Annotated in this window: 17 protein-coding genes and 1 pseudogene; 15 read left to right on the forward strand and 3 right to left on the reverse strand. The window is 44.6% G+C overall.

Going from position 1 to position 16,782, the window contains the following annotated elements; all coding sequences use genetic code 11:
* Positions 1 to 71 precede the first annotated feature (71 nt).
* The 12 genes and pseudogenes from AC1TPC_RS17380 to AC1TPC_RS17435 all read left to right on the forward strand — a co-directional run.
* Positions 72 to 788, forward strand: coding sequence for a sugar phosphate nucleotidyltransferase (locus tag AC1TPC_RS17380; RefSeq protein ID WP_482068075.1), 717 nt, complete (start codon positions 72 to 74; stop codon positions 786 to 788).
* A gap of 2 nt (positions 789 to 790) precedes the next feature.
* Entirely contained in the window at positions 791 to 1,777 is a 987-nt protein-coding gene (rfbB, locus tag AC1TPC_RS17385) for a dTDP-glucose 4,6-dehydratase (RefSeq protein ID WP_482068076.1), read from the forward strand.
* Positions 1,778 to 1,803: 26 nt separating this feature from the next.
* A complete protein-coding gene (locus tag AC1TPC_RS17390) occupies positions 1,804 to 2,259 on the forward strand; it encodes a dTDP-4-dehydrorhamnose 3,5-epimerase family protein (RefSeq protein ID WP_482068077.1) in 456 nt (151 codons plus the stop codon).
* A 14-nt stretch (positions 2,260 to 2,273) separates the two neighbouring features.
* On the forward strand, positions 2,274 to 3,407 hold the full coding sequence (locus tag AC1TPC_RS17395; protein ID WP_482068078.1) for a CgeB family protein: 1,134 nt from the start codon (positions 2,274 to 2,276) through the stop codon (positions 3,405 to 3,407).
* Between the two features lie 25 nt (positions 3,408 to 3,432).
* A complete protein-coding gene (locus AC1TPC_RS17400) occupies positions 3,433 to 4,407 on the forward strand; it encodes a GT-D fold domain-containing protein (protein WP_482068079.1) in 975 nt (324 codons plus the stop codon).
* A 22-nt stretch (positions 4,408 to 4,429) separates the two neighbouring features.
* Positions 4,430 to 5,809, forward strand: coding sequence for a glycosyltransferase family 2 protein (locus tag AC1TPC_RS17405; RefSeq protein ID WP_482068080.1), 1,380 nt, complete (start codon positions 4,430 to 4,432; stop codon positions 5,807 to 5,809).
* 5 nt (positions 5,810 to 5,814) lie between these two features.
* Positions 5,815 to 6,075 carry a hypothetical protein gene (locus AC1TPC_RS17410; RefSeq protein WP_482068081.1) on the forward strand — a complete coding sequence of 87 codons (261 nt, stop codon included), beginning with the start codon at positions 5,815 to 5,817 and terminating at the stop codon, positions 6,073 to 6,075.
* 21 nt (positions 6,076 to 6,096) lie between these two features.
* Positions 6,097 to 7,245, forward strand: coding sequence for a glycosyltransferase family protein (locus AC1TPC_RS17415; RefSeq protein ID WP_482068082.1), 1,149 nt, complete (start codon positions 6,097 to 6,099; stop codon positions 7,243 to 7,245).
* A gap of 24 nt (positions 7,246 to 7,269) precedes the next feature.
* Positions 7,270 to 8,400: a DegT/DnrJ/EryC1/StrS family aminotransferase gene (locus tag AC1TPC_RS17420; RefSeq protein WP_482068083.1), complete on the forward strand. Its 1,131-nt coding sequence runs from the start codon at positions 7,270 to 7,272 to the stop codon at positions 8,398 to 8,400.
* A 34-nt stretch (positions 8,401 to 8,434) separates the two neighbouring features.
* Entirely contained in the window at positions 8,435 to 8,983 is a 549-nt protein-coding gene (locus AC1TPC_RS17425; protein ID WP_482068084.1) for a GNAT family N-acetyltransferase, read from the forward strand.
* Positions 8,984 to 9,068: 85 nt separating this feature from the next.
* Positions 9,069 to 9,698, forward strand: coding sequence for a DUF1796 family putative cysteine peptidase (locus tag AC1TPC_RS17430; RefSeq protein WP_482068085.1), 630 nt, complete (start codon positions 9,069 to 9,071; stop codon positions 9,696 to 9,698).
* Positions 9,699 to 9,782: 84 nt separating this feature from the next.
* A pseudogene (locus AC1TPC_RS17435) lies at positions 9,783 to 10,094 on the forward strand (IS1182 family transposase); the annotation flags it as partial.
* A 183-nt stretch (positions 10,095 to 10,277) separates the two neighbouring features.
* Here AC1TPC_RS17435 and AC1TPC_RS17440 read toward each other — a convergent pair.
* The 3 genes from AC1TPC_RS17440 to AC1TPC_RS17450 are packed head-to-tail and all read right to left on the reverse strand — an operon-like array spanning position 10,278 to position 13,825.
* Positions 10,278 to 10,922, reverse strand: coding sequence for a class I SAM-dependent methyltransferase (locus tag AC1TPC_RS17440; RefSeq protein ID WP_482068086.1), 645 nt, complete (start codon positions 10,920 to 10,922; stop codon positions 10,278 to 10,280).
* An 18-nt stretch (positions 10,923 to 10,940) separates the two neighbouring features.
* Positions 10,941 to 12,146, reverse strand: coding sequence for a glycosyltransferase family 4 protein (locus tag AC1TPC_RS17445; protein ID WP_482068087.1), 1,206 nt, complete (start codon positions 12,144 to 12,146; stop codon positions 10,941 to 10,943).
* Positions 12,143 to 13,825 carry a glycosyltransferase family 4 protein gene (locus AC1TPC_RS17450; protein ID WP_482068088.1) on the reverse strand — a complete coding sequence of 561 codons (1,683 nt, stop codon included), beginning with the start codon at positions 13,823 to 13,825 and terminating at the stop codon, positions 12,143 to 12,145. Before AC1TPC_RS17450 ends, AC1TPC_RS17445 begins: the two co-directional genes overlap by 4 nt.
* A gap of 350 nt (positions 13,826 to 14,175) precedes the next feature.
* Here AC1TPC_RS17450 and AC1TPC_RS17455 point away from each other — a divergent pair, with 350 nt between their 5' ends.
* The 3 genes from AC1TPC_RS17455 (at position 14,176) to AC1TPC_RS17465 (ending at position 16,769) form a co-directional block, all read left to right on the forward strand.
* Positions 14,176 to 14,934, forward strand: a complete 759-nt coding sequence (locus tag AC1TPC_RS17455; protein WP_482068089.1) for a glycosyltransferase family 2 protein — start codon at positions 14,176 to 14,178, stop codon at positions 14,932 to 14,934.
* Positions 14,935 to 15,007: 73 nt separating this feature from the next.
* Positions 15,008 to 16,048, forward strand: a complete 1,041-nt coding sequence (locus tag AC1TPC_RS17460) for a glycosyltransferase family 2 protein (protein WP_482068090.1) — start codon at positions 15,008 to 15,010, stop codon at positions 16,046 to 16,048.
* Positions 16,041 to 16,769, forward strand: a complete 729-nt coding sequence (locus AC1TPC_RS17465; protein ID WP_482068091.1) for a glycosyltransferase family 2 protein — start codon at positions 16,041 to 16,043, stop codon at positions 16,767 to 16,769. The genes AC1TPC_RS17460 and AC1TPC_RS17465 overlap by 8 nt, the downstream gene beginning before the upstream one ends.
* Positions 16,770 to 16,782 lie beyond the last annotated feature (13 nt).

Here is a 16,782-nt window from a genome sequence, read left to right on the forward strand (position 1 = left end):
GTAATAGGTGGAGCATCTGATAGTAGTAAATGAGCACGCTATGAAAATAGAAGCTGAAAGGAGATGACCCTTTGAAAGGAGTCATATTAGCAGGAGGTACAGGAACGCGTCTGCGTCCCCTTACTAGCTTGATGAATAAGCATCTTCTTCCCGTTGGAAAATACCCGATGATCTACTATGCAATAAAAAAACTAGCTGATGCTGGCATTCAAGATATTTTACTCGTTATTGGCAAGCAGTCCGCCGGTATGTATGTGGATTACTTGGGAAGCGGCAATGATTTTGGCGTTCGAATAACGTATAAAATTCAAGATCAAGCAGGCGGAATTGCTGAGGCATTATCACTCGCATCTGATTTTATCGAAGCTAATGAAAAGTTCGTCGTGCTGCTCGGTGACAATTTGTTTACCGATAGTTTGCTGCCATTCGTTCAAGAGTTTCAGTTACAGCCAGAGGGAGCAAAGGTCGTATTAAAGATGGTCGACGATGCACGGAGATATGGTGTTCCTGTCATTGAAGGCACGATCATCAAGTCCATTTTGGAGAAGCCAGAAAATCCACCCTCGAACTACTGCGTAACCGGCATTTATATGTATGACCATCAAGTGTTTGAGCTTGTTGCCAAGATAGACCCTTCTTCAAGAGGCGAGCTCGAAATTACGGATGTCAACAATCTGTACGCTGCCAAAGGCGTTCTGACCTATAACGTGATGAACGGATGGTGGACGGATGCAGGGACGATGGAATCTCTGCATGAGGCTGGAGCAAAGTTGAAGGAAGGTGAATAACGTTGAGGCTGCTTATTACCGGGGGCATGGGGTTTATTGGAAGCAATTTTGTGCTGCATATGCTGCGCCAATATCCTGACTACCACATTTACAATTTGGATTTGCTTACCTATGCATCCCATATCGACAATTTAGTAGAGGTGGCTTCATTACCGAACTATCATTTTATCCAAGGAGACATTTGCGATAAGCTGCTCCTCTCCCAATTGATGAACGAGGGCATAGATGCCGTCATTCATTTTGCGGCTGAGTCGCATGTCGACAGAAGCATTGAGAATCCGTTCGCCTTTGTGGAAACGAACGTGCAGGGCACGCTTGCTCTGCTTGAGGCTGCCAGAGTGCATAAGGTAAAGCGTTTTGTACAGGTGTCCACGGATGAGGTATACGGCTCGCTTGGAGGAAGCGGTTATTTCTCCGAAACGACGCCGCTTGCGCCGAATAGCCCTTATTCATCCAGCAAAGCTGGCGCGGACCTGCTGGCGAGAGCTTACTTTCACACGTACGGCCTGCCTGTCATGACGACGAGATGCTCCAATAATTACGGGCCGCGTCAATTTCCAGAGAAGCTTATTCCGCTTACGATATTACGCGCACTGAACGTTGAAGAGATTCCGCTGTACGGAGACGGACTGAATATTCGGGACTGGCTTTATGTGGATGATCATTGCAGCGCTATAGATCTTGTTCTTCATCAAGGCGCCCCCGGGGAAGTGTATAACATCGGCGGGCATAACGAGTATACCAATATTGAGATTATTCGCCGCATTCTTGCCGAGCTTGGCAAGCCGGAATCGCTTATTCACTATGTGAAGGACCGATTAGGCCATGATCGCCGTTATGCAATAGATGCTTCGAGAATTAGAAAAGAGCTCGGCTGGTTGCCGAATTATCCATTCGAAAGCGGAATTCGGAAAACGGTGGAATGGTATGTGGACAATTTGCAGTGGCGGAGCAAAATTGCTGCAGGTACGAATAACAAGAACATTTAGTTGCTTTTAGGGAGGTTTGAATAAACGTGATCGAAGGCGTACGGAAAAAGATACTTAAAAAGCATAGCGATGATCGTGGTTTTTTTATGGAGCTTCTGCGCAAGGACGATGACATTTTTGGAGAATTTGGTCAGGCATCATTGTCCAAATCTTTTCCGGGAGTCATCAAAGCCTTTCATTACCATAAGAAGCAGGATGATATATGGTATTTTCCATTCGGCAGCGCTCAGGTCGTTCTGCATGATATGAGAGCGGACTCGGCTGCATTTGGCCAAACCGACGTTTATTACATGGGGGAAGAAGATCCGTTTCTGCTGTTCATCCCTCGCGGTGTAGCTCATGGCTATCGCGTGCTGGGGCAGGAGCCTGCCTATATTATGTATGTGACTAATATGGCTTATGATCCGGCAGACCCTGACGAGTATCGTTTTGCTTATGATGATCCAGCGATCGGATTTGATTGGAGTACGAAAAATCGTTAAGGAATGGGGAGAACATGATGCGCGTGAAATCCGGGCGAAAGCCAGGCTATCATTCCAAATGGAATAAGGGATTTCAAGCCGGCAACAACGATGGCCTTGCCAAAGGGTGGAATGCCGGCTATCGATTAGGACGATCACAAGGCATCCTTGCGAAAATAGGAGAGGCAGCCGTCCCCCTTTTTGCTTACAGGGTACTGTATGTGACAGCCGGAATTGGCGATCCTTATCCAGCGCTGGATCAAGCGATAATCGACGGCTTAAGCGGAGTCGTTACGGAAGTATTTTCGATGAGCCCCGCAGATTCGGTCTTAGCAGCAGCAGAGCTTCACCAACCGGATATCGTGCTTGTGCTTAATGGAGTGTCCCTATCGGTTGATCGGGTCGATGAGCTTCGAGCGCGCGGCTTCCGAACCGCGGTTTGGTTTACTGACGATCCTTACTATACGGAATGGACGGTCAACATCGCGCCGCATTACGACGTCGTATTTACTTTAGAGTTGAATTGTGTTCCATTCTATCAATCGCTTGGGTGCAAGCAGGTTTATTACTTGCCGTTTGCGGTTAGTCCAAAGCTTTATCAGCCAACTGCCGTCGAACCTGCCATGCAGACAGATATTTGCTTTATCGGTACCGCCTTCTGGAATCGAGTCCAATACATCGATCAGCTCACGCCTTATCTCCTAGGCAAGCGTACGTTTATCTCAGGCTTGTGGTGGGATCGCTTGAAAAATTATCGCCAGCTTTCATCCTATATAAAGCTTGGGGAGTGGATGCCGCCGGAAGAGACTGCGCGTTACTATAATGGGGCTAAAATCGTCATTAATCTTCATCGGCCCGTTGTTGATGAGATGAATCGAATTGGCATGCCTATTCAAGCAAGTTCCGTAAATCCAAGGACTTTCGAAATTAATGGCTGTGCAACGCTTCAGCTTGTTGACGCTCGTTCAGAGGTTGCACAGATGTATGAGCCGGATAAGGAGATCGTCATTTTTCATTCGCCGGAGGAGCTTCGCCATAAGCTCGAGTATTACTTGACGCACGAAGAAGAACGGCGAGAGATTGCTCTGAGAGGCTACAAGCGAACATTGCAGCAGCATACGTATGTTCATAGATTGCATCAAATGATCGCTATACTCAGTCAACACTAAAAGAATGAAGCTTTGGAGGTGAATTATGCAGCAGCAAGCGCTACAGCGCAAATCGAGGCGAGTACTGCCGCAGCTTAGACGCAGATTGAAAGGCAAACGTAAGCTAAGTAAAAAAAAAATAGTGAACGGACAGCATGCGAGCTTTAATTCAGGTTATAACACCGGTTACAACGATGGCTATAACAAAGGCTATGATCTTGCTTTTGACAAAGGGGTGTTCGAGGGCGGCGATGCCATTGTAGATCGGCAGCTTCCTGCGCATGTTATTTTACCAAACGTACCGCTCACAGCTATTATTGCAGCCGGCTTAGCGCATTACGAGGAGCAAATGCTGCCGCTGCTCCCAACTTTAGATGTCTATGTTCTTATACGTGATGCCTTGCTTCTCCGAAAACCGTTGTCCATTGTGAGGCTTGGTGATGGAGAATTGCTCACTATGGCTCAAGGGTTGCAAAGCATTGAGCAAATTCAAAAGGATGGAAGCTTTCTTCACTATGCTGGAATTGATGTGCCTGACTTCAACGCGCGAGATATGCTGCTGCAAGCTATCCTCCAATCCTCTGTCGTAGGCATTCCAAAATCACGCTACCGCACCTTCTCACCGCTTGCCATTTCTATATTTGACCACTATGGCATCCCCTATCGAGAAATGGCTCTCACTCAATCCACCATTAACTATTCTTTATATTTAGAAGGCTTCCTGCTCGATTTGCTTGGGGGAGCAAAGGTGCTCCTTGTAGGGAACGAAGCGCCGAATCTGCGCGAGAAATTAGCGGCCAAAGGCATTCATGTTGTGGATGCGATCGCACCGGTACAAGGTTTTCATGATGTTCCTCGCGTGATGAATGAGATTCTGCTGTGGGATTTCGATATTGCGCTTGTATCGGCAGGGGTACCGGCTGTCATTCTCGTTCAGCGAATTGCAGCAGAGATGGGAAAGGTAGCAATCGATTTTGGTCATCTTGCGAATAAAATCAGCAATGGGGAAGCGCCTCTGTAGCCATTAAGAGAGGAGAAAAGCAATGAGAGCAGTCAAATTTAGACCTCGCAAGAAAGCCTTAAAGTCCAGAAATTCGCATCCAGCGTTTCATAAAGGATTAAAGGCTGGCTACGGGGATGGCTTTCAACGCGGCTACGAGGAAGGTTTAAATAGCGGGCTTCGTGACGGTATGGAAGGCAAACGACAGCTGTTTGATGGAACCAGCATCATTATACCCACTATGAATCAAAAATTGTTTCTGATTGAATGCATCGAAAGCATCCGGAAATATACGCATCAGCCGTATGAAATCATAGTGATAGATAACGGTTCGACAGATGGTACGGCTCCGTATCTGATGGCAGAGACAGATGGCGTACGTTTCCGTTTAAATAATACGAATCTAGGCTTCGCGGGTGCTGTTAATCAAGGGATGCAAATGGCGAAGGGAACGAGTTTGCTGCTGCTGAACAACGATACGGTCGTTACGCCAAATTGGCTGAGCAATTTGCTTGCCTGCGCAAGCTCTGATCCTCAAATCGGCTTGGTTGGACCCGTCAGCAACTATATTAGCGGTGATCAATATATTCCAACAAACTATAATTCGGTTGAAGGCATGCAGCAATTTGCACTTGGCTACAATCATCAAAACGCTGCCCGTTATCAGGTAGTATCCCGTATTACTGGTTTTTGCTTGCTGATGCGCAGGGATGTTTTTGAGCGAATCGGATATTTTGACGAAGGCTTTGAGATCGGCAACTGCGAGGATGATGACTACGGACTGCGTGCGTCCATGCTCGGATTCAAGCTAGTCATCGCAGGAGATACGTTTGTGCACCACTATGGCAGTATGACGATGAAGCATCTAAAGGAAAAATTTGCACCGGTCTATGAGAAAAATCAGGTTTATTACTATGACAAATGGGGCGATCCAGGCCGTGCGCTGCAAGAAGCAACAAATAGCGAGGATCGCATTTCAACAGGAATGAATCGCTTTTACCCTAGCTGCATCATCGTTAAAGGTGCAGATCCAACAGCCTACTGGGTCGAAAATGGGATCCGGTATCCGATTATGACACCCATCTCCCTTCCTATAACGCAAGTGTCTTCGCTGGATTTGAAGAGCTGGCCGCTCGGTCCTCCGCTAAGCGCGGATGATGTGCAGGTTAAGCTAAATCAACTAAACAATGTGTTTCATGTAGAGCAGACGTTGGCGGATGGCGCCATCGTCGTTGCACAAACCGGACTGTTATACCAGCTGCAGCAAGGCAAATTGCGATCTGTCCTGTCAAGTGCAGCCTTGCATGTATGGCATTTGCATCAAAGGGCCGCCATTCCGATCACTCATGAGACAGAGAGCCGTTATGCGCTCGGAAATCCGATTATCCCATGTCCGGCTATCCGTACACTTTCCTGGAGGTGATCATAATGATTCGTAGAACAAAACGCAAGATGACAAGAACAAAGAAGCATAAGAGCACAACAGTTGTCCGAAAAAGACGACGCATTGCCAATACGCGTTTGAGAAAAAAGAAATCGAAGGTTGGTCGAGCGAAAAGGGTTTATCGTTCTACTGCTTACAACAGGGGCTATAGCAAAGCCTTTGATCAAGCCTATAACGAAGGCTTCAACACAGGTTACGCGCAGGGCGTGGAGCAGGCTCAATTAATTAACAGCTCAGAGCTTTAAACGGAGGGGAGGACAAGAAAAGTGAGATTCAAGGCTCGCAGGGCAAAATCTATAGGTCCTTCTGTGTCTTACCGCAAAGGATTGCGAAATGGTCGAGTAGATGGACATAATCGTGGTCTTCAAGACGGCATTATGGCCGGCAAACAGAACACATTATGGCCAATTGCCCTTATTATCGCGCAAGTAAAGTCATTTCCATCGCTTGAAATTATTTTGCTCCAGCCTTTTCGGTTAATGAAGCAGCTTGGCATTTACAACTTTCGGGTTGTAACAGAAGAAGAAGCAACGAGAGAGCATATCGCGGAGGCTGCAATCGTTGTGTTTATCCGCAATGTTGAGCCGAAAGCGTATGCCGCGCTTGAAATGGCTCATGAAATGGGTAAACCAACCGTCTATGTCATCGATGATAATTTTCTTGAGATCCCTTCAGTCGGCGCAATCTCAGACTATTATAAAGATCCTATTCGCCGGGAAACATTCATTCGTTTCCTTACTTTCTCAAAGCTCATACAGGTTATTTCACCTTACTTTGCTGATTATATAAGGATTCATTTCAATCCTCGTGTCGTTTGCTTCTCGGCAAGCGTCGATTTTAGATGGCTTGATGAATATGGACCAAAGCCAGTTCGCAATGATGGCGTCATCGTATTCGGCTATGAAGGGACGGTCAAGGAGGAGGACTTCAAGCCGGTCGTTCCTGCGATCATAAGAATATTGCAGGAGTATGGAGCAAGGGTGAGAATCGAATTTATGGGATTTATTCCATCTGGACTGCAAGGCTTGCCGGGCGTTTCTTTTCTTCCTTATGACCATAATTATCGCCAATTCATGCAGTCACTGTATAGCACGACATGGGACTTCGGTTTGGCGCCATTATCTAATTCCTTGTTCAACTTATGCAAAACGAACAATAAATTCCGAGAGTATGCAGGCTGTTTAATTCCTGGCATCTATACGAATACACCCGCCTACTCGAATTGTATCACCCATGAGGCAACGGGGCTATTGGTCCCTCAGACGACGGAAGGCTGGTATCTCGGCATGAAGCGGATGATCGATGATCAAGCGCTGCGCAATATGATTAAGGAGCATGCAGGAGCGTACAGCCGCAGTCAATTTTCGCTTGAGCAATCAGTGGCGAATTGGCGCCAGCATATTTTGCATGTATAGCTCACTTTGAGAGGAGAATGATTTTTGGATAAGCACATTCCTGTGTTACAACCAAGCATTGGTCAAGAAGAGATTGATGCTGTAGTAGAAGTTATGCGTTCCGGCTGGCTGGGACTCGGGCCCAAAACCGAGCAATTTGAAAAGGAATTTGCTGCCTATGCGGGAACCCGCTTCATGGTTGCGATGAATTCTGGGACCGCTGCGCTGCATCTCGCGCTTGAGGTGTTGAATATTGGCGCAGGCGACGAGGTTATCGTCCCGCCAATGACCTTCATATCAACGGTACATGCAGTGAGCTATGTGGGCGCTACACCGGTATTTGCCGATGTCGAGCCCGATACGATGAATATTTCCGTAGAGGACATCGCACGTAAAATAACGGATAAAACAAAGGCAATCATCGTCGTTCATTTGGCAGGACATCCAGTCGATTTGGATGCGATTCAAGCGTTGGCCGATTCGAAGGGCATTAAAGTGATTGAAGACGCAGCTCATGCTTGCGGCGCGGAGTACAAAGGGAAGAAGATCGGAGCTTCAGGCAACTTGACCTGTTTCAGCTATCACGCCGTCAAAAATTTGACCTGCGGCGAAGGCGGAGGCATTACGAGCAATCAGGATTGGGTTGTACGCAAGCTGAAGGAGCTGCGCTGGGTCGGCATATCGAAGGATACGTGGATGCGTTCCTCTGCCGAACGCGTTTATGCTTGGCAGTATTTTGTCGATAAGGTTGGCTACAAATATCATATGAGCGATATGCAGGCGGCCATTGGCATCGTGCAGTTGAAAAAGCTCGATCAATTGAACGGCCGCCGCCGTGAGGTAGCAGAGTATTACAGCGAGCAGTTTAAGGATGTCGCATGGCTGGAGCTGCCTAAGGAGAAAGCCTATGCCCGCAGCTCCTGGCATCTGTATCAAGTAAAGCTGCCAAACGAGGAATCCCGTGATCGCCTAATTGGGCATATGAAGGATCATAACATTGCGCCGGGCGTCCATTACTACCCATGTCATCTGCAGCCTAGCTATATCCATCTTAAGGCAGAGGTACCCGTGTCGAATGAGGTGTGGAAACGGATTTTGACGCTGCCGATTCATCCCAACCTGACAGATGAGGATTTGGAGCGAATTGTGGCCTGCGTGAAGAGCTTTCAGCCTTAACAGGCAAGCCAATATACGACACGGAGGGGAAAGCATGCTGGAGGGACAACGAATCAGTCTTCGCGCGCTAGAGGCGGAGGATTTGCCGCTGGTCGCAGCTTGGCGCAATCAACAGGAAATACGAAGAGCTTTTTTCAATAAGTCGCTGCTAGCTGCCTCGGGACAGCGGAAATGGTACGATCGGCTGCTCGATGACCGCAGCAAACAATTTTTTGTGAGCATAGAACGTGATTCCGGCAAACCGGTCGGCATGATCAGCTTAGTGGATATCGATTACGTGAATCAGAAGGCAGAAATCGGCACAACCATTGTCGGCGACCGCTCCATGTGGGGAAAAGGAATCGCGTCTGAAATGATAGGCGTCGCACTTTGCTACGCGTTCGAGGATTTGGGATTAAATCGCGTATATGCTTACGCGATCGATACGAATACAGGCTCGATTCGCGCCAAAGAGAAAAGCGGCTTCCTGGTGGAAGGAACGCTTCGGGAGCATCACTACAGCAATGGTGCGTATCATGATGTTGTCGTATTCGGGATAACACGAGAACAATGGAAAATGATCAATGAAAGTAATCCTCAGTAAGCAACCTTGTATGGGAACTCTCGAATAGAGAGTTCCTTGCTTGAGAATAATCAGGTATACGATCTATATTTGGGAGGTGGACAAGATGTTATCATTAAATCAAATTAAGAGACCGTATAATGCTATTTTCAGTTTAGGAAGAAATTGTAATCCGAGCAGCTATTTAATTCAAAATAACTTGCGTCCGTTCAGCGGTGTTTTAGATTGGATGATTTCATATTCATTGCCTGATGTATGCAACTTACTAAACCATCGTTTTGCTGGATTTATGAAGAAGTCAAACATGACGTTCGAAGGATACTACGACGACGGAAAGAAGCTCCTAATAAAAGACAATAAATATAATATCTACTCTGCGCATGATTTTTTGGTTTCTGAGAATACGCCGGCTGACTGGTATAGTTATCCTCAATTTAAAAACAAGATGGATCGAAGAATTGCTAGATTTTTGGACTATACGGATCATGTTCACTGGATTCTCTTTATTAGAATAGGAGGAACTGTAGAGGAAGCAGCTGAGCTTGAGCAGACACTATCACGATTAGTAAAGCATCACTTTTATGTGCTTCTTGTTAATGACAATCCTCAGTTGGGAATTATGGAATGTTCTTGGCCATCAGAACGAATATGCTCTTTACAGGTTCCGTTGTACATTGATGAAACGATTAAATCGAATTATTGGCATGAGATTCTTAAAGGGGTTACGATCGTTTAAAAGTCAAAGGTTGGGGAGCTTACTTACAGCTCCCTCTCAGACTTCCGCACGATCAACCGGTTTCGTTCCGAGCGAATGAAAGCCTTAGAGAAAGTGAAAGCCGCACTTGGAAAGCTGCCGGGAAACATCATCGCAGATGCTGGATATGGCGGAGAAGAGAACTATGCTTACCTAGAGAATGAAGAGCTTGAGGCATTGGTCAAATACAGCACGTACCATAAGGAAAAATCGAAGAAGTGGCAGACGGACATTAGTAAGCTTGACAATTGGCATTACGATGAGGAAGAAGATAAATGGACATGCGCGAGTGGACAGAAAATGCGCTACAAGCAGCAGGTGCGAGAAAAGCTGCGCAGCGAGGAAGGTTATGTGCTGTCAGTGAGACGAATGATTGAACATTGCCCATAATCTCATGAAGCAAACAACGATAGACCAGATTAGAAAAATAGCGGTACAGGAATAGCTCCTTGTACCGCTATTTTTTCATGTTTTCAAATATTTCAATTCAAAGCGAGCTATCTCTCCAACGAGCTTACTACTTTTTAGACAGCCCCTTAATCATCTAATCATCTTTATCCCCTATTTTATGTCTTGTTGACGTCTAATAGTAATATAAGGCGGTTCTTCTAAAGGGTTTAACCTAATCATATCAATTTCCTTTGAGGAGGTTGGTTGCTTTATGACAACCAAATGGTACATGATCTGATCAACTATATTTAGCCTGCTTTGTCTCAGTTCTTTTTTTTGATCATCGCTTAGTCCCACAAATTCAGGGAAATAAAAAAATTCAAGCCGGAGCAATCTAAAATCAATTTCTAATTTGCTGTTATCGCTCTCGCCTAACGGCCAATACGGAGAATTGGGAAAATAATAATCATTTGGTGACAGTGGGGTATATGAATCTTTTGTGAAAAAACGTGGAGTGTGCTCATTAAACATTTGCTTGTGGTAAGGATTCGCCATATTAAGTGAAGTATGCGCATACGGTGCTACAATGCATACGGTAGCAAAATGCTTGCAAACTCTATAGATTTCCTTCATGACTTTCATTAAATCATCTACATGCTCCAAGAAATGGGAGGACACAATGTAATCGACAGTATTATCTCCCAAGGGTATACCTTTGTTTATATCGCAAACAATATCAACCTGCGGCGTACGGATGGAATCGAGGCCTATGCAGCCAGGGAGTTTGTTATATCCACACCCTATATCAAGCTTCATTTTTTTTCCTGCCTTTCATTAATTGGATAAAGATCGCATAATGCCGTGTATTAATTGACTGTAAGAATATCTATTTCTAAGGAGGTAAGGAGTTAGTTGCTCTTCCTGTTCTTTTAAAGAATTCATTAAATTATTGAATTTATGAAGAGAAACTTTTCCATCAAAATGTTCTTTTGCTATTGAATGAGCCTGTATGCCGAGATTACGTGATTCTTCTCGATGAAGGATGAACCATTTCATTTTTTCAGCGAAACTAGCCGGCGATTCTGAGTCTGCAAACGTACCAAAACCACATTCTTCCAATGTTTGTACATGACCAGGAATATTTGAGACTACTATTGGTCTTGCATAAGCCATTGCTTCGATTAAAGTCATGCCAAAAGATTCGATAAGAGATGCATTCACTAAAACATGAGTATGCTTGAATATTTCGTCTGTTTGATCCATTCTTGGTCTAAGAAAAACGTGATTTTGTAAGTTCTTTTGTTCAATTAATGATTGTAAGTGACCCTTAAGTGGGCCTTGTCCGTACAAATTTAATATAAAGGGTAGGCCTTGATCCATTAATATTTTAGCTGCAACAATTAAACAAGGAATACCTTTATGAGTCTCCCATGCATTTAAACAGGAAAATGTAGTAATCCCATCTGGATAAGCTAACGGTTGGTTGGGAACATGAGTGAAATTAGGAATGACTTTAATTTCTTTTCGAAGGTTTTGGTAGTGATCTTTGCTCCAGGTCGAACAGCAAACGACTTCAGTAGCATCCCTAACCAATAATTCGTCGCAAGCTGATTTAAAGTTTACTCCGCCGTTTGGAAGAAGCATATGGTCTAATATGCCATGAATCCAAGTGATACTAGGCAAGTTCAATTTGTAGGCTGTAAGAATTCCCGCTATAGAGGTAAGGGTGTTGATTAATACGAGTTGAATGCCCAGTATACGAAAAAGTGTAGTCATCTCATTCATACTATTAGTAGTTAGCCTGAAATAATCGGATAGTTGTACACTATTATCTTCAAATAGAAGGTAAAGGGGCAGTAAATGCTGTAATGGGTAGTATCTAACACCTGTTCCTAGTAATTTTGATGCCATTGGGCCGCTTCCATGGGCAATAACAGTTACTTCATGTCCATGCTTCTGATGAAGGCCTATAGCCAAGTTAGTCAACATGACTTCGGCACCACGTAAATGTGGTGAATGCGATACTAGAGCTATTTTCATCGTATTCTCCTATCCACTCTAGTTATTTGGCAAATAACTCGAAAGAAAGCGTCATAATTAACGGTTGTATCAAACTGACTGGTTATAAGTTTATAAGATCGGTCGTACATGTTCTTTCTTTTTACCGGATTATGAGCTAATTCAGCAATGGCATCATACCATAATTTCATATTTTCTTCTGGTGCTACTGGAATTAATAGACCGTGAACACCATGTTGTATGAGATCAGTATAAGGAGAAGCTTGAGAGTAAATCCCAACAGCGCCTGCAGCCGTAATTTCTAAAAACTTATTTGGACATTTACTTTGCGAAGTTATTGTGTTGTCTAGCGGCGCGATTAAGATGTCAGGACTATACGATGAAATGGTACGTGCGTATTGTAAATAATTGGAGAAAGGTAAAAGGAAGAGCCTTCCAGATCCTTGTAAATAAGAGAGCTGGTGAGGAATTTGCATGCCCATAATGATAATATCCCATTCACTGTTTTGATGAATAAACATTCGCATCGCTTCAAAAGCGACATCTGAATTATGACGATGAGAACCAACATAGCCAATAAGTTTTCGGGCTTTTGATTTATTCTTTGATTGATGAGGGGTGAACTGTTCTAGGGCAACGTTTTGATTTAGTCGAATTATTTTTTTTGCATAAGGTCTGATATAGTTTTCTAAAATAGGCGAATATACTACGGTTGCAGTGCAACGTTGGAGGCATTGTAAAAACACTTCAAATTCAGGTTTTCCTGGTGAAAACATACCTTCATAGATTGGCCAATCTTTTGCAACAGTGAACCAGTTATCGTCGATCATATATAGTGTTGGAATACCGAGTCTTTCACATGTAAGAAGAATATTCAGTACATTCGGATGTTTTCCTCTTGAAATGATGACTAGATCAGCATCATGTAAGTCTTCAAAAACGGCAGCTTCATCTAATAGTGGTTTCCAAGAAAAATCCTTTTGTCCCTTCAGTGTTTCAAAATAGTTATAAAAACATAATTGATTATGATGAGGCTCCCAGTAACCCCCCGTAACTACAACTTTTAATTTGTTATGATCAGAATATCGTCTCTCTCTCTTAGCAACTATTGCCCGATGAATGAAGTTAAATGAATAAGGAAATGTTCGTATAAAAGGGTAAGCATCCCATGTCCATTTATTCTGTGCAATTTGATGGTTTGAATGAAGGATCCAATGGTATTTGGTTAGTCGTATAAACAAATCCCATTCAGGATAACGTTGAAATATACTTTCTGTGTCAAAACCTCCAATGCTTTTTATTGCTTTCTTTTTAATAATTGCCCCGCATAGTTTAATTAAGTTTAAATATTGCAGCAGCCCATAATTAATCCTCTGCTTGAAATGTAAATCCTGAGACCCATTTGACTCAGTGAAATAACCATCTAATTCTGAGAGATTCTCCATTGAACGGCTCAAGTTGAGGAGCTCATTAACATTCAGAATGACCCCGGGCCATGCAAATGTAATGTTGTTCCCCAAGGCTTGTTCTATGCCTAGATTAAATAATATCCCGGGATGCCCGGTTTCATCATCTGTTTCTAAAATTTTAATGCGAGGGTCAAGTTTTTTTACTTGTATATATGGCGTTGATCTCCATATAGGTCCGTCACAACATAGAATTACTTCCAAATCAGAAGGTATTGAATTGATGGATTCCATCGTACGAATAAGATCTAATTCGACGAACTTGTAATCTCCTATTGCGAGTACAATGATGGTGCACGTTTTATGAGTAGACCCCAATGAAAATATCAGTCCTTTCTATTAGAAGTTCTTTCTAGTTAAGCGAAGTTGGATTTTTTGGCTACAAAATCCACCTTAGTACATGATATGTGTGAATTGTTGTTTACGTTTGTACGTTTGTCGTTTTGGGTGAGATATTTGAATGAAACCTAACAACGGAATACGCCTTTTTTCTTCCCACTCAACTTAAGCCCTATCCACGCTCCTAATAGATGAATAGATTATATGATCAAGTAAATTTCAGAATAATCAGGAGTTGTTTACGTATGAAAAGAGTTTTTTCTTCTAACGACCCTTCTCCTAAAGTATCTATCATTATTCCTGTCATGAATGAGAGAAGAACATTGGCCCGCGTCATTCGCGAGGCTCATAGAGTCGATGCTCAATCGGAAGTAATTGTAGTCGTTAACGGATCTACCGACGGTTCTAAGCATATTGCGGAACGATCAGGAGCACGAGTTATTTATTATGAGCAGCCGCTTGGTCATGATGTTGGCCGGTCAATCGGAGCCAATCAGGCAAATGGGGATATTCTTCTGTTCTTAGATGCCGACATTATCATACCTGCGCATAAGCTGCGAACATTTGTAAGAGCCGTTAGTCAGGGGGTCGATATTGCGCTTAACAGCTACTTGGGACCGACTCTGAAGTCAGATGTTCATAGCGTTATCCTTGCTAAGCATGCGCTGAATGCAATGGCGAATAAGACAGAGCTGCGAGGCGTTTCCTTGACGACCATCCCTCATGCGATGAACAGAAAGGCGCTGGAGGTTATTGGTGCGGATTCCCTTGCTGTACCGCCTCTTGCACATTTAAAAGCATTATTTTATGGATTAAACGTAAAGCCGGTGCAATTTATTAACGTAGGATCCAATCCGATAAAGAGAAAACGAAGAGGCCGTCAGGATCCATTGAAGGACCTTATTGTCGGTGACCATTTAGAGGCGATTGGCTGGCTAACCGAGCATGCGAATGAAAGAGGGAATTTAACTGACTATATGAGGCAAAGGGAGAACGCGAGGTGACAAGGTGATCAAGCAGGATGGCAGAAAGAGATTACTACCAAGAGTCAAACCTAGTAATAAGCATAAAAGAAGAATGAACAAACGAGGAAAGCTGCGGGCATCCGCACCGCGTATACCGCGCGAGGCTGGGAGAATGGCAAGCTGGGGGAGAGAGGCCGGGCAGAAGGACGCAGCTGCCAATCCATTAACTGGACAGGGCGATTCGAGCAAGCTCATCAATCGTTTGTGGGCAGCACGAATGCGCACACGAGCATGGAGTCCTATGGCATGGACGCGATATCATGCAGCAGCGAAAGGTTATTTGCAAGGCATCTGTCAGAAAAATGGGCTTCCATATCTCAATAGAGTGCTTATGCCGACCGATAAATCCGTTGCTGTCATTATGACGGTCATGAATGAAGAGGATACGATTCCAATTCTGTTGATGGAGCTGAACCGGCTAGTTATTGACGAGCTGATCATTGTCGTAAACGGCTCGAAGGATCAGTCATTCATGAAGGCGCGGCAGCTCTCGAAGGCGACCATATTATATTATCCTGAGCCTTTAGGCCACGATGTAGGAAGAAGCATAGGAGCAAAGGTGGCGAAATCCGACATTCTTGTGTTTATTGACGGCGATATTCCGCTAAAGGCGGAGCAGCTGATCCCTTTTGTCTACGCGGTTGAAAAAGGCATGGATGTGGCGCTGAATAACGTAAATCCATATCTTCCGATATTCAGCAGGAGAGATGCGGTATCGCATGTGAAGGAATTTCTTAATCGCTCGCTGAGGCGGCCGGATTTGAAGGCCAATTCTTTAACAACGGTGCCTCACGCGCTTTCCAGACGGGCAGTAGATCGTATCGGTTATGCGCATCTAGCGGTTCCGCCTAAAGCACACGCAAGGGCTATATTGGAACAGCTTCAAGTGGGAGCGCCGTTTAGCGTAAATGTTATTGCAGCTAATCGTCGCCGCGCTCATAACGCCAGTATCAATAATCCAGTAGCAGAAATGATTATCGGCGATCACGTCGAAGCATTGCGTCTATCCATGTCTTTAAAAACCAAGCGGTTGTCTTTCCCGGACCCGTATCGCATGCGCAGCAGGCTGCAGGGGGGAAGAGGCTATGAGTAAGACCAGTATCATTATTCCCAACTATAATGGCAGCTCAGTCCTTAAGGAATGTGTGGCTTCCATTCGCAGACATACGACCTCGCCATACGAAATTATCGTCGTTGATAACGGCTCGCACGATGAATCTACGAGGCTTTGCATCGCCGAAAGGACTCGGTTAGTATCGCTGCCGCATAATACGGGTTTTCCAGCTGCATGTAATTGGGGGCTTAGCATGGCAACCGGCGATACATTAATGCTGCTGAATAATGATACGGTCGTTACAGCAGGCTGGCTGGACAACATGCTTCGCTGCTTGAACAGCCGAGAGGATATCGGAATGGTAGGGCCGATGACCAACTATGCAAGCGGTCAACAGCAAATCGTAGAGCCATTTACCAATATTGACGACATGGCGCAGAGGATGAATATACCGGATTCGAGAAAATGGAAGGAAGTCAATCGATTAATCGGCTTCTGCTTATTATTTAAGCGAAAAATAGTTGATGAGGTCGGTATGCTGGATGAGCGTTTTTCACCGGGACATTTTGAAGATGATGACTATTGCTACCGAACGCGTCTAGCAGGCTATAAGCTGATGATTGCCGGCGATATATTTATATACCATCATGGGAGCGCAAGCTTCCAAAAAGAGGGGATGGAGCAGGTTAAGCAGCTGCTGGCCGTGAATCGTCAGCAATTTATTGATAAGTGGGGAATAAGCCCGGAGCAGTTTATGTGAGAGGACGCATCGA

The organism is Paenibacillus sp. Y280 (assembly GCF_056786335.1).